We start from the raw sequence: 22,161 nt of genomic DNA, 5'->3' as shown, positions 1-22,161 counted from the left end.
ACGGGTGGTGCAGCGGTGAGCTCCTGGATGCGCAGACGGGATCACAACATCTTCGTCAACGGGTTCGTCCTGGTGATCTGCGGCCTGATCACCGGTGTCGTGGTGGCCGCCGGCGCGTTCCCGCTGGCCGCGATGTCCGGGCTGACGCTGCGGGCCGGCGAGGAGGCGTTCGCGAGCCTGCCGACCGAGCTGCGCGCGTTCAAGGCCCCGCAGATCACCCGGGTCTACGCCGCCGACAACAAGACCGCGATCACCCAGTTCTACGACGAGTTCCGCAGCGACGTCCCGCTGACGGACATGTCGGCGCACATCCGCGCCGCCATGGTCGCCGCCGAGGACCGCGAGTTCTACCACCACGCCGGCGTCGACCTCAAGGGCGTCGCCCGGGCGCTGGTCAACAACAACCAGGGCGGGCAGAAGCAGGGCGCCTCGACGATCACGATGCAGTGGGTGCGGATGTCGCTGGCCTATTCGGCGACCAGCCCGAACGAGGTGGTCGAGGCCACCAAGGACACCCCGAAGCGCAAGGTCACCGAGATGAAGTACGCGCTCGAGGTGGAGAAGCAGCTCTCCAAGGAGCAGATCCTCGAGCGCTACCTGAACATCGTCCCGTTCGGCAAGCAGACCTACGGGATCTTCGCGGCGAGCCGGGTCTACTTCAACAAGGCGCCGAAGAACCTGACGCTCGGCGAGGCGGCCATGCTCGCGGCGATCGTGCGGGCGCCGTCCGGCTACGACCCGACCACCTCCGACGGCTACGAGGCGCTCAAGCAGCGCCGTGACGCGTACGTCATCCCCGGCATGGTCGAAATGGGCGCGATCACCCAGAAGCAGGCCGACGCCGCGGTGAAGGAGCCCATCCCCCGCAAGGTGCGCCCGGTCAGCAACGGTTGCGTGTCGGTGGCGAAGAACCAGTGGGGGTTCTTCTGCGACTATTTCTACCGGTGGTGGATGGGCCGGGAGGAGTTCGGGGCGACACCGTACGACCGGGAGCGTCGCCTCAAGAGCGGCGGCTACCGGATCACGACGACCCTCGACGTCAAGGCGCAGTCGAAGGCCCGCGGCCGGATCGCCGACCTGATCTCCGAGAAGAACAAGAACGCGCTGCTGCTGGCCGCGGTCCAGCCCGGCACCGGCAAGGTCCGGATCCTCGCCGCGAACCGCAGGTACAAGCTCGACGATCCGGCCGACCCGCAGAACCGGATCTCCTCGGACCCGGCGAAGGCGCGCAAGGGCCAGCGCGGCTCCTACCCGAACACCACGAACCCGCTGCTCACCGGCGGCGGCGACATCACCGGGTACCAGGCCGGCTCGGTCATGAAGATCTTCACGCTGGTCGCGGCGCTGGAGAAGAAGCTGCCGCTGGCCTACACGATCAAGGCGGAGTCGCGGTACAAGTCGAAGTACATCATCGACCGCGGCAACCGCGCGGCCTGCGAGGGCACGCACTTCTGGTGCCCGCAGAACTCCGGCGGTGGCGGCGAGGGCGTCTACAACATGTGGAGCGGGTTCGGCCGGTCCATCAACACCTACTTCGTACCCCTGGAAGAGCGGGTCGGCGCCGAGAACGTGGTCGACGTGGCGAAACGGTTCGGCATCCAGTTCCGGGAGCCGGAGGACGCGAAACTCGCCTCGCCCGGATACTCCGACCAGTGGGGCGCCTTCACCCTCGGCGTCTCGGCGACCACCCCGCTCGACATGGCGAACGCCTACGCCACCCTCGCCGCCGACGGGAAGTACTGCCCGCCCACCCCGATCGAACGGATCGTCACCCGCGACGGCGACAAACTCGACGTGGGCCGCTCCCTGTGCACCGAGGCCACCAGCGCCGACGTGGCCCGCGCCGCCGTCGACGCGGCCCGCTGCCCGGTCGGCGACTCCGCCCAGCTCGGCCGCTGCGGCGGCTCGACGGCGGGCGACACCCGCTGGGTGGTCGGCCACCCCGTCTTCGGCAAGACCGGCACGACCGACCGCGACAAGACCGCCTCGCTGATCGCCGGCACGACGTCCCTGGTGGTGGCCGGCTACCTGGTCAACCCCGACTACCAGAACCACAAGGACCGTCTGCGCCACGAGCAGGTCAACCCGGCCGTCTACCGCACATTGGCCGACTACATGGACGGCAAGCCCCGGGTCCAGTTCAAGAAACCCGAAAACCGCAAGATCGCGTACGGCGACCGCCGCTCCATCCCCGACGTCGAATGCGACTCGATCAGCCGCGCCACGAGGCGCCTGGAACGGGCCGGCTTCACGGTCGACGTGGGCCGCGAGGTCGACTCGACGTGCCCGGCCGGCACCGCCGCGGGCACCGACCCGACCGGCCGCACCGTGAAGGGCGGCGTCGTCATCATCGAGGTCAGCAACGGCAAGACGAAGGAACCGGACAAGCCCGAACCCCCGGACGTGCCGGGCCTGCCCGACCTGCCCCCGATAATCCCGATCCCCACCCCGACCCGCTGACGCACCCTTTACGGCTCCGTGACGGCGAAGGCACAATGAGTCACTCCGGGGTCAGGAGGCGCTCGTGGCGCGACCGACGAAGCTGGGGCCACATGATCCGCCCGGGGTCGGGCCGTACACGTTCCTGGCCCGCCTCGGCCGCGGCGGGCAGGGCGAGGTCTACCTCGCCGCCGACCGGGACGGCGAACGCGTCGCCGTCAAGGTTCTCCGGGTGGACTGGGATGCCAGTGGCGCGATGAAGCGCTACCTCGACCGCGAGCTGGTCAACGCGCGCAAGGTGGTGCCGTTCGTGACAGCCCGCGTGCTCGACTTCGACGTGACCGGCGAGATCCCCTACATCGTCAGTGAGTACATCGAAGGGCCCACGCTCGCCGAACAGGTCCGCGAGCACGGCCCGCTCGGCGGCAGCCAGTTGATGCTGGTCGCTAGCCAGTCACTCAACGCCCTGGAGGCGATCCACCACGCCCGCGTCATCCACTGCGACTTCAAGCCCGCCAACATCATCCTGGGGCAGGGCGGCGCCCGGGTGATCGATTTCGGCATCGCCAAGGCGCTGGACTCCACCCATCGGGTCGGCCACATCGCCGGCACCATCCCGTACATGGCCCCGGAGCAGCTCCGCAGCGAGCAGCTGACGTCCGCGGTGGACCTGTTCGCCTGGGGTGCGACGTTCGTCTTCGCCGCGGCCGACCGGCCGGCCTTCCCCGGCGAGATGCGCGAGGAGATCGCCCATCGCATCCTGACCCAGCCGCCCGAGCTGTACGCGACCGAGGAGCCGCTGCGTACGGTGGTGCGGGCCTGCCTCGAGAAACGGCCGGAACACCGGCCCACCGCCGCGCAGGCTCGCCGGATGCTGCTCGGCGCGCCGGACCGCGCGGCCGCCCGCCCTCGATCCGGGGCACCCCGGACCGCCTCCGCCGGGCCGCGCACAAGGCGCCGGCCTGCTCCTGCTCCACCGCCGTCGGCTGCGCCCGCCCGAACCGCGGCCGCCGCGCGTCCGGCGGCGACACGGATCGCCCCGGAGCCGACGCCGGACACCCGCGGCAGCACCTGGAAGGGCGCGGCCGCCATGGCCGCCGCCGTGCTGACCGCCGCCGTCGTCGCGCTGGTGTGGGCCATCCCACGCAGTTCGGGCGATCCGCCGCCGGACGGCCAGGCGGCCGGCGCGGAGTCGCCGTTGCCGTCGCCGGTCGTCACGGACAGCCTGCTCCAGCCCTACGAGGCCTTCTGGACCGACGCCACCTGCCGGTGGGAATCGGCGCCGCCGACGAGCCAGCTCGCCCGGCGGAACTGCAAGTTCTCCCAGGACGGCGTAGCCCTGCTGCTCTACTGCAGCCGCTACCCCGACGTGACGGTGATGCGCAGGACCGGACGGCCGGCGGGCGAGGACAACGGCATCTGGGAGCGCAACATCTTCTGGCGCGACGAGTGGTACCGGGAGGACGGCCCCGTCACCGGCCAGTTCGTGGCGTACCGCCTGTCTTCGAGCCGCAAGGGAATCTGGTGGGAGGACAGCGCCGTCCCGGTCGCCTGCATGATCCACGGCGACACGTCGATGGCGACGATCGTCGCGGCTTTCACCGGGCACGGGTTCCGCCTCCGGAATCCGGTGCCGTCGAGCACCTGAGTCCGCGGCCGTAGCGATGTCATCCTGACACAATTCTGCGGTGATCGAGACGTTGGAGCGGCTGGTGCCGCCGCCGTCCGGGGGCGTGCCGCCCGTCGACTGGGCCGCCGCCGGGCTCGCGTTCCCGGCGGACTATCGCCGGTTCGTCGACCGGTACGGCGCCGGCTCCATCGGCGACTACCTGGATGTGCTGCTGCCGGAGCCGCTGGAGGGTACGGCGGCCCGGGCCGGGATGCAGGCGGAGACGCGGATGGCCGTGTTCCAGTGGGGGGACACCCCGAAGCCGGCGGCGTTGGAGGGCACGGCGCCGCGGCTGATCGCGTGGGCGGTCGACGGCGACGCGTCGATCCTGTGCTGGGATGCCACCGGGCCTGACCCGGACCGCTGGGTGGGTTGCCGGGCTTGTTCGGCGTACGCCGGGCCCGGTTCCTCAGCCACGAGGAGCAGGCGAGCGCCTACCTGTCCGGCCGATGATTCTGGTCGTAGTTTCGGGGTCCACTTCTTCTTGAGTTCCGGTCCCACCGCTTCTCGATGGTTCTCAGTTTCGTGAGTTTCGGGACCAGCCTCCCGACCTGGCCGACCATGCGCTTGGCCGGCCAGGTCGCCCGATGCGGCTTCAGGTTGCGGTGTAGCCGCCGTCGACGGCGAGTATTGAGCCGGTGATGTAGCCGGCTGCGGGTGAGGCGAGGAAGGCATAGGGGGCGGCGATTTCGTCGACGGTGGCGCGGCGGCCGAGTGGGGTGAAGGTGTTGATGCGCTGGTCGGAGGCCGGGTCTTGGTGGGCGGTGACGCTGTCCATGATGTTGGCGACGTAGCCGGGCGCGACGGCGTTGACCCGGATGTGGTGCGGTGCCCATTCCGCGGCGAGGGTGCGCACGAGCTGGTTCACGCCGCCTTTGCTGGCGGCATAGGGTGCCAGGGTCGGCACGCCGACCTGGCCGGCGATCGACGAGGTCATGGTGATCGACCCGGCGAGGCCCTGGCCGATCCAGTGCCGGGCGGCGGCCTGGGCGGGCAGGAACGCTCCCCGCAGGTTGATGGCGAGGATCCGGTCCCACTCGTCCGGCCGGTAGTCGATCGCGGGCTTGATGATGTCGATGCCGGCGTTGCAGACCAGGTGGTCCAGCGCGCCGAACGTGGTCACGGCTTGCGCGATCAGCTGTTGAGCGATGCTCTCGTCAGCGATGTCACCAGCCAGGCCCGCGACGCGAACCTGTCCGTCAGCGGTGTCGGGGAACTGCTCCCGCAGCGACTGGGCGGTGTCGGCGGTCTCGGCGGAGTCGTAGCCGTTGATGAGAACGTGGGCGCCTTGGCCGAGCAGGGCGCGGGCGATGGCGAGGCCGATACCGCGGCTGGACCCGGTGACGACGGCGGTCATTCCGGTTAGGTCGAAAAGGCTGGTCACACGGTCTCCTCGGGGTGCCGGCGTCGCCGGAGTGACGCGGGTAGTCCTCATGAGTTGTAGTAGATGACTACCGGTGAATGTCCGGCGGGACCTCGATGTTCCCGGAGTCGGCCGGGCTGGTCGGAGGGCCGGTGACCTGCGTCTTGTTCGCCATTTCTGGCACCACACCACGACCGGCTGATCGACGAACACGGCATGCAGCAGGTGTCCTACGCACCGGCCCGGCGTCGAGGCCGAGGTCGACTTCGGGGAAGTCGTCGTCAACCTGCGCGGCGAACCGGTGACCTGCATGCTGTTCGCGTTCCGGCTCTCGTTCTCCGGCAAGGCCGTGCACCGGATCGTCGCCTCCGGCGGCACCGAAGCCTTCCTGGAAGGCCACGTCCACGCGTTCAACCGCCTTCCGTTCGCACTACTCGGCGCAGGCCTTCTACTGCCAGCCAGGCTTACAAGGCGCCCACGAGAAGGGCGGCGTCGAAGGGCAGATCGGCTGGTTCCGGCGCAACCACCTGGTCCCCGTTCCCGACGTCGACTCCTTCGCGCAGCTCAACACCATGGTCGAGGCATGGGACGCCGACGACGACGCCCGGCGCATCAGCACCCGCAAGCAGACCATCGGCGCGCACTTCGCCATCGAGCAACCAAAGCTGGCACCGCTGCCTGAGGATGCGTTCGAGACCGGCACCTGACTGAGCCCACGCGTCGACCGACAGCCCGATCACCGTCCGCACCAACCGCTACTCGGTGTACTTCGCCGGCGCGAGCCCGGCAGCCCGTCGCGAGGTCGACGCACTCCTGCACGCCCGAGACATCACCGGCGGCCCCGGCTGGCTGATCGACATGCTCGCGCTCACCCGCCTACGTCTGCACGGTGGGACCGAAACTCACGAACATTGATCACGCTGAAACACACCGCCCGGGACCAAAAGAGCCGCCCATTCGAGCCCCACTTTCACGACCGAAGCCAGGCCGAGATCCCTGGTCGGACTGAGGCCTCGTGCCGGACGCGTCCCGCGACTTCGCGGGCGGCTCGCTCGCGTGTTGACTTCAGGTCCGGATCGCGACTCAACTCAACACGCCGTCGGGGCACCCAGGTTGCGTGTTGAGTCGGGGTCCGGATCGCGCCTCAAGTCGAGACGCGGTCGGGGCTGGACAGTCGCTGTCACCATGGCGGCACGGTCCGGATACGTCGGGGGGCGGACGGCATGCAGATCATCGAAGTGACCGATCTCGGGGTGCGGTCGGCGGTCATCCGGCTGCGGTGCAAGGACTCTGCGCTGCAGTTCGTGCTCTATCCGATGATCCACATGGCTAAGCCGGCGTTCTACGCGGCAGTGACCAGCCGGCTCAAGCACGCCGACGTCATCGTGATCGAGGGGGTCGGCGGCGGCCGGCGCAGGAACTCGGTGCTGACCAGCGCGCTGACGCTCAGCTACACGGCGCTGCGGTTCAACCGGAAGGCGCAGCTCGTCGAGCAGGACATCGACTACGGCGCGCTGGGTGTTCCGGTGGTGCATCCGGACGTCAGCCACGAGGAGTTCGCGACGGGCTGGCGGCGGGTGCCGCTCGCGCACCGGCTGATGATGTGGTGCGCGCTTCCCGTCGTCGTGGTCGCGCGCCTGTTCGGCGGCACCAAGATGATCTGGTCGCGGTCGATGGAGCAGAACGATCTGCCCTCGGTGGAGGCGGAGCAGGCCGCCGAGTGGTCGCCGCAGCTCGAGGCCGCCTTCGGTGGTGATCGCGACGATCGGCTGCTGGAGGCCCTCTACCGGCTGCACGAGGAGCGCGGCGGGGAGCCGATCGAGGTGGCCGTCGTCTACGGCGCGGCTCATGTGCCGGCGGTGGTGTACGGGTTGATGAGGCGGTACGGCTATCGGCCGCGTTCGGCCGACTGGTTGACGGTGGCCGACGTGTGAGCGCGCGCCTGCTCGGGGAGCGGGCGCGCGCGATCCTCGGCTCAGCGCACCTTCTCGGCCTTGAACTGCATGCGCGGCGTCGCGTAGAACTCCTGCGCCTGGATGAGCCGCAGCTCGCGCTCACCCGACTTGAAGGTGGTCTCGATCAGGTCGAAGACGCTGGACGCGGTGCGCTCCAGGGCGAGCGCGGCGTCGTTGGTGGCGACGTAGTGCGCGGTGAACAGGGCGGCCGTGACGTCGCCGGAGCCGTTGGCCTTGAACGGCAGGTGCGGGGTGGTGACGATCCAGGCGCCGGACGGGTCGACCACCAGCATCTCGATGGTGCCCTCCTCCCGGTCGGGGCGTTCCACGCTGGTGACCAGCACCGTCTTCGGGCCCATGGCGCGGGCCAGGTCGGCCGACTCGAGGGTCGACGCGATGTCGGCCGGTTCGGTGCCGGTCAGGAAGCCCAGCTCGAACTGGTTCGGGGTGATGATGTCGGCGACCGGCACCACACGGTCCCGCAGCAGCACCGGGATCTCGGGCGCGACGAAGCATCCCGACTTGGCGTTGCCCATGACGGGGTCGCAGGCGTACACGGCTCGGGGGTTGGCGTCCTTGACCCTGCGCACCGCGTCGATGATGACGTCGGCGATGCCCGCCCCGCCCTGATATCCCGACAGCACCGCGTCGATCTGCGGGAACACGCCGCGCTCCTCGACGCCGAGCAGCACCTCCGCCACATCCGCCGGCGGGATGAGCGGCCCGCGCCAGGCGCCGTAGCCGGTGTGGTTGGAGAAGTTCACGGTGAGGACCGGCACGACCTCGACACCGATGCGCTGCAGCGGGAAGACGGCCGCGGAGTTGCCGACGTGGCCGTGCGCGACCGCCGACTGGATGGACAGAACCTTCATGCCACCAAGCCTAGAGTCCGGCGGCCCACGGCATACGGCCGAGTCGCTAAGCTGAATCGCCGTGCGTACGTTGACGATGGTCCTCGGCATCGCGCTGGTCGCGGCCACTTCGTCCTGCGCCGCCGGGGCGGAACCGGCCGGCCCCGGGCCGAGCCTGCCGCCGCGGTCCTCGGCCGCTCTGGAGGTCCACGACCGGTGGACGTCGTGCGCCGAGGAGCCGTCGGTGACCTACGACGACGAGGCCGTCCCCGAGGAGACGACTCTCCCGCTGCTGGATGCCGCGTTCCAGCCGGTCGCCGCCGTCGTCTGCGACCGCGGCCTCGACCCGTCCGCCGTCACCGAGACGCGGTCGGACGACGTCACCGCGTTGACGGCGGCCCTGCGCGCACCCGACCAGCCGCCGCCGGTCCCGGACGGCGACACCGTCTACGGCTGTACGGCGGCGATCATCCATGTGCCGTGGCTGGCCGTGCTGGACGCGCGGGGCCGCTGGGTGCACCCCGGTCTGCCCCGCGACTTCTGCGGCGGGGTGACCGGGGACGTCGTCAAGGCGATCCGCGCCCTCGCCTGACGGTGATCCGGCCCCTGCCGAACAGAACCTAGCGTTGCGCCGGCCTGTCGGGGAGCAGGAGTTCCTCGTGGTCGAGTTCGCGTTCCAGGGTGCGCAGGCCTTCGTCGGGCAGCCGGCCGGTGTCCCGCCAGCGCAGCAGTTCCTCCCGCTGGGCGTCGAGCGCCACCCGGCGCACGTGCAGCGCGGCCTCGTACGTCGCCGACACCGGCGGGCTGTCCGGGTCGCTGGTCCGCAGGAGGGCGACGCGGCGCTGGTAACGGCCGAGCCGCGTACGCAATTGGCCGCGCATCGTGTCGATCACATGGACGTGGATGTCGTCGTGGTTCTGCTCCTGCAGGTCGTCGAGGGCCACGAGGGCCGCCTCGACGGACGCCGAACGTGCCTCGTTGCGCAGGCGGGCCTTGTCGTTGTCGTTCGCGCGCAGTCCGAGCGCCCGGACGATCGGCGCGAAGGTGAGGCCCTGCCCCACCAGGGTGACGAACACGACGACGTACGTGCAGAACAGCAGCAGGTCGCGATCCGGGAACGGTTCTCCGCTCTCGGTCACCAGCGGCAGCGTGAAGATCGCCGCGAGGCTGATCACGCCTCGGGTGCCGGACCAGCTCAACGCGACGACCTCCCGGCCCGTCAGCGGCGCGCCGTCGTCCGGCTCGGTGTCGTCGTCCTTGTCGAATCGGCCGCTGCCGAGGTCGAATCGGCCGCTGCCCAGCCAGGTGTGCAGGGAACGGGGAAGCGACTGCGTCAGCAGCAGCCAGAGGGGCCGCAGCAGCAGGACGACCCCGACCGTGATCGAGACGGCGACGACGACGGTGCTCGTGTCGTAGCTGGCCAGGCCCCGGACCACGGCGGGCAACTGCTGACCGATCAGCAGGAACACGAAGCCTTCGAGCAGGAAGTCGACGAGCCGCCAGACCGCGCTGGTCTGCAGCCGGCCCGCTCCGGAGGCGGACTGCGGCCGATGGTGGCCGACGACCAGACCCGCCACGACGACCGCCAGCACACCGGAGACGTGCAGTTGCTCGCCGATCAGGTAGGCGACGAACGGGACGCCGAGCGACACCGTGTTGGCCAGTAGCGGATCGCTGCTCACGGGCCGGGACAGCAGCCGGACGACGAAGGCGACCGTCACGCCGACGGCGACCCCGCCCACGGCGGCGATCACGAACTGGCCGAGCGCGGCCGGCGCCGAGAAGTCGCCGTCCACCGCCGCCGCGACGGCGACGCTCAGGATGGTGAGGGCGGTGGCGTCGTTGAGCAGCCCTTCACCCTGGATCAGGGTGACGAGCCGGGGAGGGAGCCCGGCCCGGCGCCCGACCGCCAGCGCGGCCACCGGGTCCGGTGGCGCGACGGCGGCGCCGACCGCGACCCCCGCCGCCAGGGTCGCGCCGGCGACGAACCACGCGAAGCCGAAACCGATCAGCAGCGCGGTGAGCAGAACCAGGAAGACCGACAGGCTCACGACGGTACGCAGATTGCGGCGGATGCCGAGCAGTGAGGAGTCCAGGGCCGCGCTGTAGAGCAGCGGCGGCAGCACGAACGTCAGGATGATGTCCGGGTCCAGCGAGACGTTGGGTCCCGGCAGCAGCGCGTAACCGATGCCGATGAGCGGCAGCAGCGCGGCGGCCGGGAGCCCCGTCCGGTTGGCGATCCACCGCACCACCACGATCACGGCGCCGGCGGCGAGCACGAAGATCAGCAACTCGTGGACGCTCATGACCTCCCATTGTCCACGGGTGGCCCGGTCGTGGGAGTCAGAGGCCCCAGCCGTACCTCACCCGGTCGCGGCCTGAGGTGTTGCGGACGGTCAGGTTGAGGTCGGTGCCGCTGCCGCTCAGCGCGAACATCGAGTAGTAGTCGAACCCGGAGCTGCCGGTGGGCTTGCCGCCGACGGCCGGCCAATACACCCCACCCATCTGGCTGTCGCGCATGACCTGCGTGACGGCGCGGATGTGGCGCACGAAGTTGTCAGTGCTGTTCGCGTCCGCGTAGTTCAGGCCGGTGGACATCGGCGCGCCGTACTCGGTGACGACGGCCCGGGAGGCGCAGTTGCCCAGGCGGGTCTGCACGTGGCTACGGAAGGCGTCGTAGGTCATCGGGCTGTAGAAGAAGGCGTAGTGGTGGAAGGAGAGCAGGGTTCCGCTGAACCGGCTGTCGTTGCAGACGTCGCGCAGGTCCTGGCTGTATCCGGTGCCGCCGATGAGCGTGCGGGCCGGCACCGCCGAGTAGTGGTAGCTCAACCAGTTCGCGGCGACGGTGCGCCACTCGGCCGAGGTGTAGCCGTGCGGTTCGTTCATCGGCTCGAAGTAGACGTTCGTGTTGGCGCCGTAGGTGTAGGTCACCTTGGACCACATGGTGTTCCAGGCGGCGATGTTGGTGATCCGGCCGCCCGAGGCGGCGCCGTCCTCCCAGTACGCCAGGATGACCTTGAAGCCGCGGGCGGTGGCGGCGTCGATGGCGCCCCGGTAGGCGTTCCACCAGGTGGTGCCGACCGTGTGGGTGTTGATCGGCAGCCGGACGGTGTTGACGCCGATGGCGGCCATGTCGTCGTACACGGCGTTGGCCTTCGCCCGAACCGTGGCGTTGCTGTCGGACTGGCTCAGCCCCTGGATGACGAGCGGGCCGGTGCTGAAGTTGTCACCGAGGACGGCCCAGTTCATGCCCCGGAATCCGCTGGTGGCGGCATGAGCCGGTGAGGGGACGGCGACGACGCCGGCCACGAAAGCGATCAGAGCGATCTTGGCGAGATTCTTCATCACGAATCTCCCGACGGGCCTGCGACGGAGACGCCGGTCCGCACCGGGACGCCGGGGTTGGGGGTGCCGTCGGCGTTCCAGCCGATCTTCTGCGCCCGAGTGGTGCGGGTGGTGCCGCAGCCCTGGTTGGCCGCCGCGTTCGCGTGGTAGACGATCCACGTCTCGGCGCCGTCCGGGGACCGGACGAAGGAGGCGTGGCCGGGGCCGTAGATGCCGTTCGCATCACTGCGCTGGAAGATCGGCGTGGACCGTTTCATCCACGAGCTCGGCAGCGTCGGGTCGCCGCCGGTCCAGGTCAGCGTGCCGAGTTTGTAGTCGGCGGTCTGGCAGTGGCTCGCCGAGTACGTGAGGAACGTCTTGCCGCCGTTGTACACGGCGTACGGGCCCTCGTTGACGGCGCCGCCCTGACGTTCCCAGGACAGGGTCGGCGTCGAGATGCGGGTGCCGTTGCGCGAGACCTGGATGGGCGACGACATCGGCGCGATGAACAGGCTCTGCTCGCCGCCGCGGAACGCCGAGTAGACGAAGTGGTTCGGCCAGCCGTTGAAACGCACGACGCTGCCGTCGATCGCCCACCCGCCGTTGGGCTCCAGGTTGAGGATGCCCCGATACGTGTACGGCCCGAGCGGGTCGGTGCCGTTGCTCTCCAGCACCCCGGTCCGGCGCTGGCCCTGCCCGGGTGAGGGCTCGGCCGAGAAGTAGATGTACCACCGGTTGTTGATCCACTGCAGGTCCGGCGCCCACATGGTGCAGCAGCCCGGTCCTGCGGTGAGCGTGAACACGGTCCGTTCCGGCGCGTTCTTCAGTCCGGCCATCGTCGACGACGTACGCATGATGATCTTTGACGACCAGGTGGTGGCCAGGTAGTACCAGTTGCCGTTGGAGTAGACGATCGAGGGATCGGCGCTGTTCGGCGTGCCGACCAGGGGGTTGGTGAACGACGGGCCGGGGGCCGCGAGCGCGGGCGTGCCGGGGATGAGCGCGGCCAGCAGTGCCGCGCCGGCGAGGACGACCTTTCGAAGGAACATGGGGGATCCTTCCGAATGTTACGGCGGTGTTACCGGGAGATGTTATCGCTAACACCTAGCCTGTCAAGAGACAAACATCAATGTGTACGGGACGAAGCACGCGCGATATCCAGTGGAAACAGTTGTCGTGAACAGTGGCGTCATGAACCTCCTTCTGCTGACCGGTAACCACCTCGAGGCGCTGCCCTCCCTGGACCTGTTGCCGTACACGGTCAAGGTCTCGCCCCTGGAGAGCTGGACCGAGTCGACGAGGGACCCGAACGTCGCGGCCGTGCTCGTCGACGCCTGCACGCAGCTCAACCAGGCCCGGGCGACCTGCCGGGCGCTGCGCGCGAACGGCGTGAACGTGCCGGTGATCGCGCTGGTCCGGGAGGCCGGCCTCGCCGCCGTCAGCGCCGACTGGTCGATCGACGACTTCATCCTCACCACCGCCGGCCCGGCCGAGGTCGCGGCCCGGCTCGCCATGGTCGTGAAGCGGCGCGGCCTGGAGAACGCCACGACCGACGACCTCATCCACGTCGGCGACCTGACCATCGACCCGCACAGCTACACGACCAAGCTGCGCGGCGAGTCGCTGGTGCTGACCTACAAGGAGTTCGAGCTGCTGAGGTTCCTGGCCCAGCAGCCCGGCCGGGTGTTCAGCCGCGACCAGCTGCTGCGCGAGGTGTGGGGTTACGACTACTTCGGCGGCACCCGCACCGTGGATGTGCACGTCCGTCGGCTGCGCGCCAAGCTCGGGCCGAACTGCGAGAAGATGATCGGTACGGTGCGGCAGGTCGGCTACAAGTTCGTCCTGCCCGGAGGCAGCTCGGGGGCCGTGAGCGCACTGCCCACGGAGGACAGCTGGGAGCGATCGCTCGCTTCCGTGCTCGCGTAGTTCACGCCCGGCACCTTCGTCCGCGCCTCAGTCCCGGCGGTGCGCTCGCAGCAGTGCCGCCAGGCGCTCGGCGGCGCGCGGATCGCGCCCGAACAGGGTGGCGGCCAGCAGCGCCAGCGCACCGGCGCCTCCACTCACCAGCGCCCATTCCGGCACCGCGCCGCTTCCCAGCAGGGCAGCGCCTCCGCCGAACGCCGCGACCGCCTCGGCGGCCGACCGCGGATCGGCGCGGCGCATCGCCTGTGTCATCCGTCGGCGCCGCTCCCGGATGCCCGGGCTGTCCAGGGTGTCGAGGGTGGCACACGCCAGTTCCGTCATCTCCGTCGCGATCCCGGTGACCTGAAGACGGTGGGCGAGCGGCACGTGGAATACCAGGGTGTCCAGGGATGCACGCTGGCGTCGCGGGGCTCGCAGCGGGCTGATCGTCCGCATGTTGTGGAGCCGGTCAGCGAGGGCGACCAGAGCCAGGCCGGGGTCCGCCGAACGTTCGCTCCGGACCGCGTCGAGCGTCAGGTCCTCGACCATGCCGGCGATGCCCGGGCCGAATTCGGCGTGCAGCTGGTTCGAGGTCACGCGGGTGTCCTCGATGACGTCGTGCAGTAGAGCGGCGCAGATGGCGGGAATGGTGCCACCGTGCGACGCCACGATTCCCGCGACCGCAACCGGGTGGGTGATGTAGAGGTCGCCGCTGACCCGGCGCTGCCGGCCGTGCGCACGTTTCGCGATTTCGTACGCGTTCCAGACCTGCGGGATGTCGCCGTGGCGGCCGGAGTCACTGAGAGTCCTGAGCAGATCACCCATTGTGTAGCCCATGCGGCGAGTGTATCGACCCTCGCCACCGCGCCCTTCCCTCCCATTCCCGGACATGCGGTTTGCAGCGCCGGTAATTTCTTGCGGGCAGCTATTGACCATGACCGCTGAACGGCAGATTCTGATTCGGCGGCGAACGGAGAGTGATCCTTTCCGGACCGTCAGAGATCCCCGTCATCCAGCACGGGTTCCACGGATTCGGGTGTGTGAACGAGCACAGAGGAGCTGATCGCGTGCCCGCCAAGCACGAGACGATCCGCCACCCGGGCGGGACGATCCAGGGCCGGATCGCGCGGACCCTGGCCCTGCCGGTGGCGGTCATCTTCGCCCTGATCGGCGTCATCGCGGCCGGCGAGATCGGCAACTACCGGGCCGCCGCGCAGACCGACCGCGCCGTGACGCTCGACCTCGCCGTGCTGGACCTCGTGGATCACCTCCAAACCGAGCGCGGCCTAGCACTCGCCGCTCCCGGTGGGCCCGATCTTGACCGGGCTCGGGAAGCGGTCGACCGGCAGCGCGAAGCCGTCGAGGGCCTGACCGAGCGCGGCGGCGAGGTCGAGGACCGCGTCGCGGCCGTGGTGGCCGAGCTCGACGACCTCCCCGAAGCCCGCGCGACCGGCGACATCGCCTTTTATACGGCCTCGATCGGCCGGCTCATCAACATCGAGTTCGGCCTGGACCGGGTCGACGACGCCGAACTGCGCCGCAACTACGCCACGCTCAGCATGTTCAGCGTGGCGAAGGAGTCCGCCGCGCAGGAACGCATGCTGCTGCACAACGTCTTCACGGCCGGGCGGTTCGGCGACGGCCAGTTCGTCCAGTTCGTCTCGGCGAAGTCGGCGCGCGACACCGCGATCCTGGCGTTCAACCAGTACGGCAATCCGGCCGCCGTGCAGGCCCAGAACCAGGTCCTCGCCACGCCGGCCGGTAGGCAGGTGGTCGATGCCGAGAACGCCGCCCTCGCCGCCGCCGACGGTCGCCGCCTGACCGTCGATCCGGCCGCCTACTGGGAGGCGTCCGGCGCCGTGCTCGGCATCCTGCATCAGGCCGGCCGGGACATGGGAGCCGTCGCCCAGGCCAACGCTTCCACGATCAAGGACAAGGCGACGGTACGCCTCGCGGCGCTGGTCGCCGTCATGGCGCTCTGCGTCGCCGGCGCCGTCGTGCTCGCCGTCGTGGCGTCCCGCCGCCTGGCCCAGCCGCTCGCGGCGCTCGCCGAGGAGGCCGGCCGGATCAGCGCCGAAACCCTGCCCGAGGCGGTGAACCGGGCGACCGCGGGCGGCCTCGACATCCGTCCCCCGCCGGTGCGGGTCGCGCCGGACGCCAGCGTCGAGGTCCGTCAGGTCGCCGAGGCGTTCGAGCAGGTGCAGAACACCGCGTACACCCTCGCCACCGCCCAGGCCCGGCTCCGCCTCGCCACCTCGCAGTCCCTGGCGAACCTCGGGCACCGCAACCAGAACCTGCTGCGCCGGCTGCTCGGGTTCATCACCAAGCTGGAGAGCGAGGAGGCCAACCCGACCGGCCTGGCGAACCTGTTCGAACTCGACCACCTCGCCACCCGGATGCGCCGCAACGCGGAGAGCCTGCTCGTGCTCGTCAACGCCGCCGACCCGCGCAAGTGGACCGAACCGATGCCGATCGCCGACATCATCCGGGCTGCCGTCAGCGAGGTAGAGGAATACCGCCGGGTGACGCTGCGCCGCGTCGACGATGTGCTCGTGGACGGGCCGGTGGTCGGCACCGTCGTACACATGCTCGCCGAATTGATTGAGAACGGCCTCGTGTTCTCGCCGCCGGATGTCGACGTGGAAATCCACGGACGCAAGCTCGGCGACGGCTATCTGGTCGCGATCATCGACGGCGGCGTCGGAATGAGCCCGGACGAGATGGAGCGCGCCAATAAACGGCTGCGCGGTGAGGGCGATTTCATCACGGCGCCGGCCCGTTTCCTCGGTCATTACGTGGTGGGGCGGCTGGCCGCGGAGATCGGGGTTCAGGTGCAGTTGGCGCCCTCGCCGGTGACCGGGGTGACGGCGCGGATGTCGCTGCCGGCCGCGCTCATTTCTTCAGAAGTGCCGCGTCCGGCGATCGCTCCTTTAAGGGCCGACACCATCGAGTACGTCGTGATGCCCGAGCGCCCGGCCATCGCCTCGCCGGCCGAGGACGCGGGACGCACGGCGAACGGCCTGCGCCGTCGTACGAAAAAGAATCGCGCCTTTCCGTCAAGCCCTCTTCCGGCGGCGGAAAGTCCGGCCCGGCCCGCGGTCATCGCCGACTCGCCGGAGGCCGTCAGTGACCGGCTGTCGGCATTCCATGCGGGCGTGCGGCGGGCCGAGGCGGGGTCGTAACACATCGGGGGGAACAATGAACACTGACATTCACCAGTTCAACTGGCTGCTCGGCAATTTCGTCCAGCAGACCGACGGCGTCCGCGACGCGGTGGCGGTCTCCTCGGACGGCCTGCTCATCGCGAGCTCGGACGGCCTCGATCGCGCCGAGGCCGACCAGCTCGCGGCGATCGTGTCGAGCATGGCGAGCCTGGCCCGCAGCGCGTCGCGACGCTACGACTTCGACGGCCTGAAGATCATCATGATCGAGATGCGGCGCGGCTACCTGATCGTGTCGCAGATCGAGGGCGGCAGCGTGCTCGGCGTGGTGGCCGGAAGTGAATGTGCTCTGGGCGCGATCGGCTACGAGATCTCGGTGCTGGCCGACCGGTTCGGCGCCCTGCTCACGCCGGCGCTGATAGCCGAGTCCCGGCAGCACCTGCCGCGATGAGCGACCCTCTGGTGCGTCCGTTCATGCTCACCGGTGGCCGTACGGAGCCGGTGATCGACGGATTGCGGGTGGAGTCGCAGTTGCGGGCCGCTCCGGCCGCGCTCTCGGCCCCGCTGCGGTTCGAGGCGCGGAGGATCGTGGAGCTCTGCCAGCGGCCGCGTTCCCTGGCCGACCTTTCGGCGGCGCTGCTCGCTCCCCTCGGCGTGCTGCGGGTCATCGTCGGAGATCTGCTCACCGAGGGCTACCTGAGCATCGAAGAGCAACCCGGCGAACTCTCCGTCGACCTGATCGAAAGGATCCGCGATGGTGTCCGCGCCCTCTAGTCCCATAGCCGTCAAAATCGTCATCAGCGGCGGTTTCGGGGTGGGCAAGACGACATTCATCGGTGCCGTTTCGGAGATCGAGCCGCTGGTGACCGAGGCGGCTCTGACTTCCCAGTCGATCGGCGTGGACGATACGTCGGCCGTGTCCGGCAAGACGACCACGACGGTGGCGCTGGACTTCGGCCGCATCACCCTCGAGGACACGCTGCTGCTGTATCTGTTCGGCACACCCGGGCAGGACCGGTTCGCCTTCCTCTGGGACGACTTGGTGGAGGGCGCTTTAGGTGCGATCGTGCTGGTCGACACTCGGCGGGTGGAGGACTGTTTCCCCGCGATCGGCTATTTCGAGGAGAACGGAATCCCCTTCATCGTCGGCGTGAATTTGTTCGACGGTGGGATGCGGTTCGAGCTGGAGGAGGTGCGGGATGCGCTCGGCATCGACGGCGGGGTGCCGATCGTGGAGTGCGACGCCAGGCTGCGGGAGTCGGTGAAGGGGACGCTGGTGGCGCTGACCGAGGAGATTTTGACCCGCCGCGTCAGGCGATAGCACCTCGACGTCTCCATCCCCGCCGGCGTCGTAGCGGCGCGATCACCGTGACGATAAAGTCTGCGGTGTCCGTAAGCGGTCCGACAGGCTTCCTGCACCTGGATATGCCTCCCATCCGCACGATCGATTCGTGCTGCCCGGGGGCATCTGTTCATGTCGGCATTCCGTGTATCCGCGGCTGCTCTGCTTCGTCTCGCCACCGAGGGCACGTTGGCCGACCGGATCGCCGAACACCTGTGGGCGAACAAACACGGCGTCAACCCGGCCGAGCGCCGATCATGGTCGCGCAGCCTGTCCATTCTCGCTCAGGACCTGGCCGACGCGGGCCTGGACGACGTCGAGGTCCTCGTCGAATACCAGCTGCCGCTGACCAGCCGGCGCATCGACGTCGTTCTCGCCGGCGTGCACCCCCGGACCGGCGCGGACTCGTTCATCGTGGTGGAACTCAAGCAGTGGAGTTACGCCACCCGGTACGAGGGCTCCGACACCCTCGTGGACGTGGAGCACGCCGCCGGTCCGCGGCTGCATCCGGGCATCCAGGTCGCCGAGTACTGCCAATATCTGGTCGACTTCCTGGGCCTGCTGTCCGACACGCGCAGCACCGTGCAGGGCGTGGCCTATCTGCACAACGCGGTCGACAGGGACATCGCGGAACTGCTGGAGCGCCCGGCGACCGAGCACAGCCGCATCTTCACCAAGCAGCGCCGCAGCGCGTTCCTCGACTACCTGCGGGCCGGACTCGACGGCCGCAAGCCGGGCGCCGGGGCCGCCGACCGCTTCCTGTCCAGCTCGGTGCGCCCCAGCCGGCACCTTCTGACGTACGCAGCGAGCGAGCTCAAGGAGCGGTCACACTTCACGCTTCTCGACGAGCAGCGGATCGCGTACGAATTGGTGTTGCACGCGGTCGAGCGGGCGCGCTCGTCGGACCGCAAGCGGGTCGTGGTCGTCTCCGGCGGGCCCGGCAGCGGTAAGAGTGTCATCGCGTTGAGTCTGCTCGGCGAACTGGCCCGGCAGGGGCGTTCCGCTCTGCACGCGACCGGTTCCCGGTCGTTCACCCAGACGCTGCGCCGCTACGCCGGCAAGGGATCCGCCCGGCTGAAGAACCTGTTCCTCTACTTCAACAGCTTCATGACGGCCGAACGCAACGGCATCGACGTGCTGATCTGCGACGAGGCGCACCGGATCCGGGAAACGTCGGTCAACCGGTTCACCCGTGCCCAGCAGCGGCAGGGCGCGCGGGCGCAGATCGAGGAACTGCTCGCCGCCGCGCGAGTGCCGGTCTTCCTGCTCGACGAGCATCAGGTGGTCAAGCCGGGCGAACTCGGCAACGTGGAGGTCATCACCGCGTTCGCGAAGAGGCTGAACCTCGAGGTGGAGACGGTGTCGCTGCACGACCAGTTCCGGTGCGGCGGCAGCGAAGGCTACGAGCAGTGGGTGCTGGACCTGCTCGGGCTCAGCGGCGAACGGCCCTCGACCTGGGAGGGTGACGGCCGGTTCGACCTGCGGATCGCGGACTCGCCTGAAGACCTCGAGGCGTTCCTGTCCAAGAAGCAGGCCGCCGGGGAGACGGCGCGGATGACCGCCGGGTACTGCTGGCCGTGGAGCGACCCGCGGCCCGACGACACGCTCGTTCCCGACGTCCGGATCGGCGGATGGTCGCGGCCGTGGAACGTCAAGTCGGATCGCAGTGTCGGCGAGGCGCCGGGCAGCCCGTTCTGGGCGACGGATCCGAACGGGTTCGGGCAGGTCGGGTGCGTGTACACCGCTCAGGGCTTCGAGTACGAGTGGTCGGGTGTGATCATCGGTCCGGACCTGGTGGCCAGGGACGGGCGGCTCGTCACACGCAGGGACGAGTTCAAGGATCCCGCGTTCCGCAGCCGCAAGACGGTCAGCGACGACGAGGTGGACCGGCTGATCCGGAACACCTACAAGGTGCTGCTGACGCGGGGCATGCGGGGAACCATCGTCTACTCGGCAGACGAGGAGACGCGGGACTTCCTGCGCGGTCTTGTCCGGGTGAGCCGCGGTTTGGAGACGGTCTACCGCTGAAGACGGGCTACCGGCCGTTGGCTCTTTGGCCCTGCGCGGCTGAGGAGGAAATGCGTTCCCTCGATGGCGTGCGCTCCCTAGGATCTCCGTTGATCAAGGGGGATGACACGGTGGGCGATTTCCAGCAGTTCGTAGCGGACGTGACGACACGTCTGTCCGCGATGTCCAAAGGCGAGTTGTACGCCGTCGGTGACGCTCTCGACCGGGACTCGCTCTGGCTCACCTTCCTCGACTCCTTCCCCGCCGGCACCAATCTGCGATTCCGGGAGCGGACCGAGTACGACTGCTCGACCTGCCGCGGATTCGTCAAGAACTTCGGCACCGTCGTCGAGATCCACGACGGACAGGTCCGCACGCTGTGGTCCGGGGTGTCCGCGTCCGACCCGGTCTTCTCCGTGGTCGCCGCCGCGATGGACGAGTTCGTCGGCACGCTGCCGCTGTCCGGCGTCTTCCGGTCCACCCAGGAGCAGTACGGGACGAGGACGACCCGGACGCTGCGCGACGGCCGGGTCGAGGTGTGGAACCACCTGCACGGCAAGGTCGCGAAGCGGCATCACACCACGGACCTCGGCGCGGCCCGGGGCGCCTTCGACGCGGCGGTGCAGGTGTTCCAGCGTGGTCTGGCCGAGCTGGCCCCGCACGCCCTGGACACCGTCGCCGGCCTCATCGACGACAACGCCCTCTACCGCGGCACGGAGCACCGCCGGGCGGTGACCGAGTTCCGGTCGTTGCAGAACCGGTGGACGCAGGCGGCCGACCGGCGGGCCTTCGTGTTCGCCAACGCCATGAACCCGGCGGCCCGGTTCCGCAACACGGTGATCGGCACCCTGGTCCAGGACCTCTCCGCGGGCGTCGACCTCGAGCAGGCGGTCCGGTCGTTCGAGACGAAGGTGGCGCCGCAGAACTACCAGCGCCCCACCGCGTTGATCACCCCGGCCATGGTCAAGGCCGCCATGAGGACCATCGACGAGCTCGGCATCGAGGAGTCGCTGCAGCGACGGTTCGCCCGGCTGTCCGACATCTCGGTCACCAACGTGCTGTGGGTCGACAACGACACCCAGCCGCTGATGAAGGACGGCATCGAAGGCCTGCTCATGCAGGCGGCCACCACCTCCTCGGGTACGCGGCCTCGCGACGCGAAGCCGGAGGAGGTTCCCGTGGTCACCTTCATGAAGGACATCCTGCCCGGCGCCGCGAGCATCGACCTGTGGGTCGCCAACAGTCACGAACCGCACTTCGTCAGCCTCACCACCGGCCGGAACCCGGGCGCACCGCGGCTGTTCACCTGGGACAACGACTTCGCCTGGTCGTACAACGGCAACGTCACCGACTCGATCAAGGAGAGGGTCAAGCGGGCCGGCGGCAACGTCACCGGCAAGCTGCGGGTGAGCCTGTCCTGGTTCAACCACGACGACCTCGACCTGCACGTGTTCGAACCCAACGGCGACCACATCTGGTACCAGGAGAAGCGCAACAAACTGGACGTCGACATGAACGCGGGCGGCAGTTTCTCGCGGGAGCCGGTGGAGAACGTCACCTGGGCCGGCAAGGTCCCCGACGGCGAGTACCGGATCGAGGTGAACCAGTTCCGCAAGCGGGAGAGCACCCAGGTCGGCTTCGTGATCGAGACCGAGAGCAACGGGCGGATCGAGCACTACCGCCACGAGCGGGCGGTCGGCCACAAGGAGACCGTCGAGGTGGGCCGGATGACCGTCGCCGGCGAGGTGATCACCGCTTTCCGGCCGGGCCCCGACATGCAGCGCGGCAGCGCCGGCAAGGACCTGTGGGGCATCACCACCGAACAGTTCGTGCCGGTGTCCACCGTCATGTACTCACCGAACTACTTCGACGACAGCGAGGTCGGCAACCGGCACTACTTCTTCATGCTGAAGGGGTGCGTGAACGACCAGCCGACCCGGGGCATCTACAACGAGTTCCTGCGCCGCGACCTGCAGCCGCACCGCAAGGTGTTCGAGGTCCTCGGCGACCGCACCAAGTGCGAGCCGTCCCCGGACCAGCTGTCCGGCCTCGGCTTCAGCTCGACGGTCCGCAACGCGGTGGTCGCCAAGGTGACCATGACCGGCGGCCGGCGCCGGCTCATCAGCATCCAGTTCTAAATGGAAAGGC

Annotated in this window: 18 protein-coding genes and 1 pseudogene; 13 read left to right on the top strand and 6 right to left on the bottom strand. The window is 69.3% G+C overall.

Going from position 1 to position 22,161, the window contains the following annotated elements; genetic code table 11:
* The first annotated feature begins 27 nt into the window (after positions 1-27).
* The 3 genes from AB0G10_RS26210 to AB0G10_RS26200 all read left to right on the top strand — a co-directional run bounded on the left by AB0G10_RS26210 (position 28) and on the right by AB0G10_RS26200 (position 4,637).
* Positions 28-2,460 carry a transglycosylase domain-containing protein gene (locus AB0G10_RS26210; protein ID WP_360926856.1) on the top strand — a complete coding sequence of 811 codons (2,433 nt, stop codon included), beginning with the start codon at positions 28-30 and terminating at the stop codon, positions 2,458-2,460.
* A gap of 64 nt (positions 2,461-2,524) precedes the next feature.
* Positions 2,525-4,087 (top strand): serine/threonine-protein kinase, encoded by a 1,563-nt coding sequence (locus tag AB0G10_RS26205; protein ID WP_360926853.1) that lies wholly within the window; start codon positions 2,525-2,527, stop codon positions 4,085-4,087.
* A gap of 40 nt (positions 4,088-4,127) precedes the next feature.
* Positions 4,128-4,637, top strand: a complete 510-nt coding sequence (locus AB0G10_RS26200; RefSeq protein WP_360926850.1) for a hypothetical protein — start codon at positions 4,128-4,130, stop codon at positions 4,635-4,637.
* 66 nt (positions 4,638-4,703) lie between these two features.
* Here AB0G10_RS26200 and AB0G10_RS26195 read toward each other — a convergent pair whose 3' ends face one another.
* Positions 4,704-5,465, bottom strand: coding sequence for an SDR family NAD(P)-dependent oxidoreductase (locus tag AB0G10_RS26195; protein ID WP_360926847.1), 762 nt, complete (start codon positions 5,463-5,465; stop codon positions 4,704-4,706).
* Positions 5,466-5,706: 241 nt separating this feature from the next.
* Here AB0G10_RS26195 and AB0G10_RS26190 point away from each other — a divergent pair.
* Both AB0G10_RS26190 and AB0G10_RS26185 read left to right on the top strand, forming a co-directional pair.
* Positions 5,707-6,236, top strand: a pseudogene (locus AB0G10_RS26190) (IS21 family transposase); the annotation flags it as partial.
* A gap of 458 nt (positions 6,237-6,694) precedes the next feature.
* A complete protein-coding gene (locus AB0G10_RS26185) occupies positions 6,695-7,405 on the top strand; it encodes a hypothetical protein (protein WP_360926844.1) in 711 nt (236 codons plus the stop codon).
* Positions 7,406-7,446: 41 nt separating this feature from the next.
* Here AB0G10_RS26185 and pdxY read toward each other — a convergent pair whose 3' ends face one another.
* Complete coding sequence (gene pdxY, locus AB0G10_RS26180; protein WP_360926841.1) at positions 7,447-8,298, bottom strand: pyridoxal kinase PdxY; 852 nt, start codon at positions 8,296-8,298, stop codon at positions 7,447-7,449.
* A gap of 61 nt (positions 8,299-8,359) precedes the next feature.
* Here pdxY and AB0G10_RS26175 point away from each other — a divergent pair, with 61 nt between their 5' ends.
* Positions 8,360-8,869 (top strand): hypothetical protein, encoded by a 510-nt coding sequence (locus tag AB0G10_RS26175; RefSeq protein WP_360926838.1) that lies wholly within the window; start codon positions 8,360-8,362, stop codon positions 8,867-8,869.
* A 28-nt stretch (positions 8,870-8,897) separates the two neighbouring features.
* Here the strand turns inward: AB0G10_RS26175 and AB0G10_RS26170 are convergent, their stop codons facing one another.
* Genes AB0G10_RS26170 through AB0G10_RS26160 form a run of 3 tightly spaced genes read right to left on the bottom strand, consistent with a single transcriptional unit; the run spans position 8,898 to position 12,650 of the window.
* Positions 8,898-10,583, bottom strand: a complete 1,686-nt coding sequence (locus tag AB0G10_RS26170) for a Na+/H+ antiporter (protein ID WP_360926835.1) — start codon at positions 10,581-10,583, stop codon at positions 8,898-8,900.
* A gap of 37 nt (positions 10,584-10,620) precedes the next feature.
* Entirely contained in the window at positions 10,621-11,622 is a 1,002-nt protein-coding gene (locus AB0G10_RS26165) for a cellulase family glycosylhydrolase (RefSeq protein ID WP_360926833.1), read from the bottom strand.
* Positions 11,622-12,650, bottom strand: a complete 1,029-nt coding sequence (locus AB0G10_RS26160) for a glycoside hydrolase family 43 protein (protein ID WP_360926830.1) — start codon at positions 12,648-12,650, stop codon at positions 11,622-11,624. Before AB0G10_RS26160 ends, AB0G10_RS26165 begins: the two co-directional genes overlap by 1 nt.
* Positions 12,651-12,792: 142 nt before the next feature.
* On the opposite strand from AB0G10_RS26160, the gene AB0G10_RS26155 reads away from it, so the two are divergent.
* Positions 12,793-13,527, top strand: a complete 735-nt coding sequence (locus tag AB0G10_RS26155) for a response regulator transcription factor (RefSeq protein WP_360926827.1) — start codon at positions 12,793-12,795, stop codon at positions 13,525-13,527.
* Between the two features lie 27 nt (positions 13,528-13,554).
* Here AB0G10_RS26155 and AB0G10_RS26150 read toward each other — a convergent pair whose 3' ends face one another.
* A complete protein-coding gene (locus AB0G10_RS26150) occupies positions 13,555-14,340 on the bottom strand; it encodes an HD domain-containing protein (RefSeq protein ID WP_360926824.1) in 786 nt (261 codons plus the stop codon).
* Positions 14,341-14,570: 230 nt separating this feature from the next.
* Here AB0G10_RS26150 and AB0G10_RS26145 point away from each other — a divergent pair, with 230 nt between their 5' ends.
* The 6 genes from AB0G10_RS26145 (at position 14,571) to AB0G10_RS26120 (ending at position 22,151) form a co-directional block, all read left to right on the top strand.
* Positions 14,571-16,685 (top strand): nitrate- and nitrite sensing domain-containing protein, encoded by a 2,115-nt coding sequence (locus AB0G10_RS26145; RefSeq protein ID WP_360926821.1) that lies wholly within the window; start codon positions 14,571-14,573, stop codon positions 16,683-16,685.
* A gap of 16 nt (positions 16,686-16,701) precedes the next feature.
* Positions 16,702-17,115: a roadblock/LC7 domain-containing protein gene (locus tag AB0G10_RS26140; RefSeq protein ID WP_360926819.1), complete on the top strand. Its 414-nt coding sequence runs from the start codon at positions 16,702-16,704 to the stop codon at positions 17,113-17,115.
* Positions 17,112-17,438: a DUF742 domain-containing protein gene (locus AB0G10_RS26135; protein ID WP_360926816.1), complete on the top strand. Its 327-nt coding sequence runs from the start codon at positions 17,112-17,114 to the stop codon at positions 17,436-17,438. The genes AB0G10_RS26140 and AB0G10_RS26135 overlap by 4 nt, the downstream gene beginning before the upstream one ends.
* The gene (locus AB0G10_RS26130) at positions 17,419-17,985 is read left to right on the top strand and encodes an ATP/GTP-binding protein (RefSeq protein WP_360926813.1); all 567 of its coding nucleotides are present in this window, start codon (positions 17,419-17,421) and stop codon (positions 17,983-17,985) included. The genes AB0G10_RS26135 and AB0G10_RS26130 overlap by 20 nt, the downstream gene beginning before the upstream one ends.
* Before the next feature lie 153 nt (positions 17,986-18,138).
* Entirely contained in the window at positions 18,139-20,034 is a 1,896-nt protein-coding gene (locus tag AB0G10_RS26125; protein WP_360926810.1) for a DUF2075 domain-containing protein, read from the top strand.
* Positions 20,035-20,144: 110 nt separating this feature from the next.
* Positions 20,145-22,151: a hypothetical protein gene (locus tag AB0G10_RS26120; RefSeq protein ID WP_360927933.1), complete on the top strand. Its 2,007-nt coding sequence runs from the start codon at positions 20,145-20,147 to the stop codon at positions 22,149-22,151.
* Positions 22,152-22,161: the final 10 nt, after the last annotated feature.

Source organism: Actinoplanes sp. NPDC023714 (genome assembly GCF_040639855.1).
In the GTDB taxonomy this organism is placed as follows: domain Bacteria; phylum Actinomycetota; class Actinomycetes; order Mycobacteriales; family Micromonosporaceae; genus Actinoplanes.
This window is presented reverse-complemented; position numbering and strand designations above follow the sequence as displayed.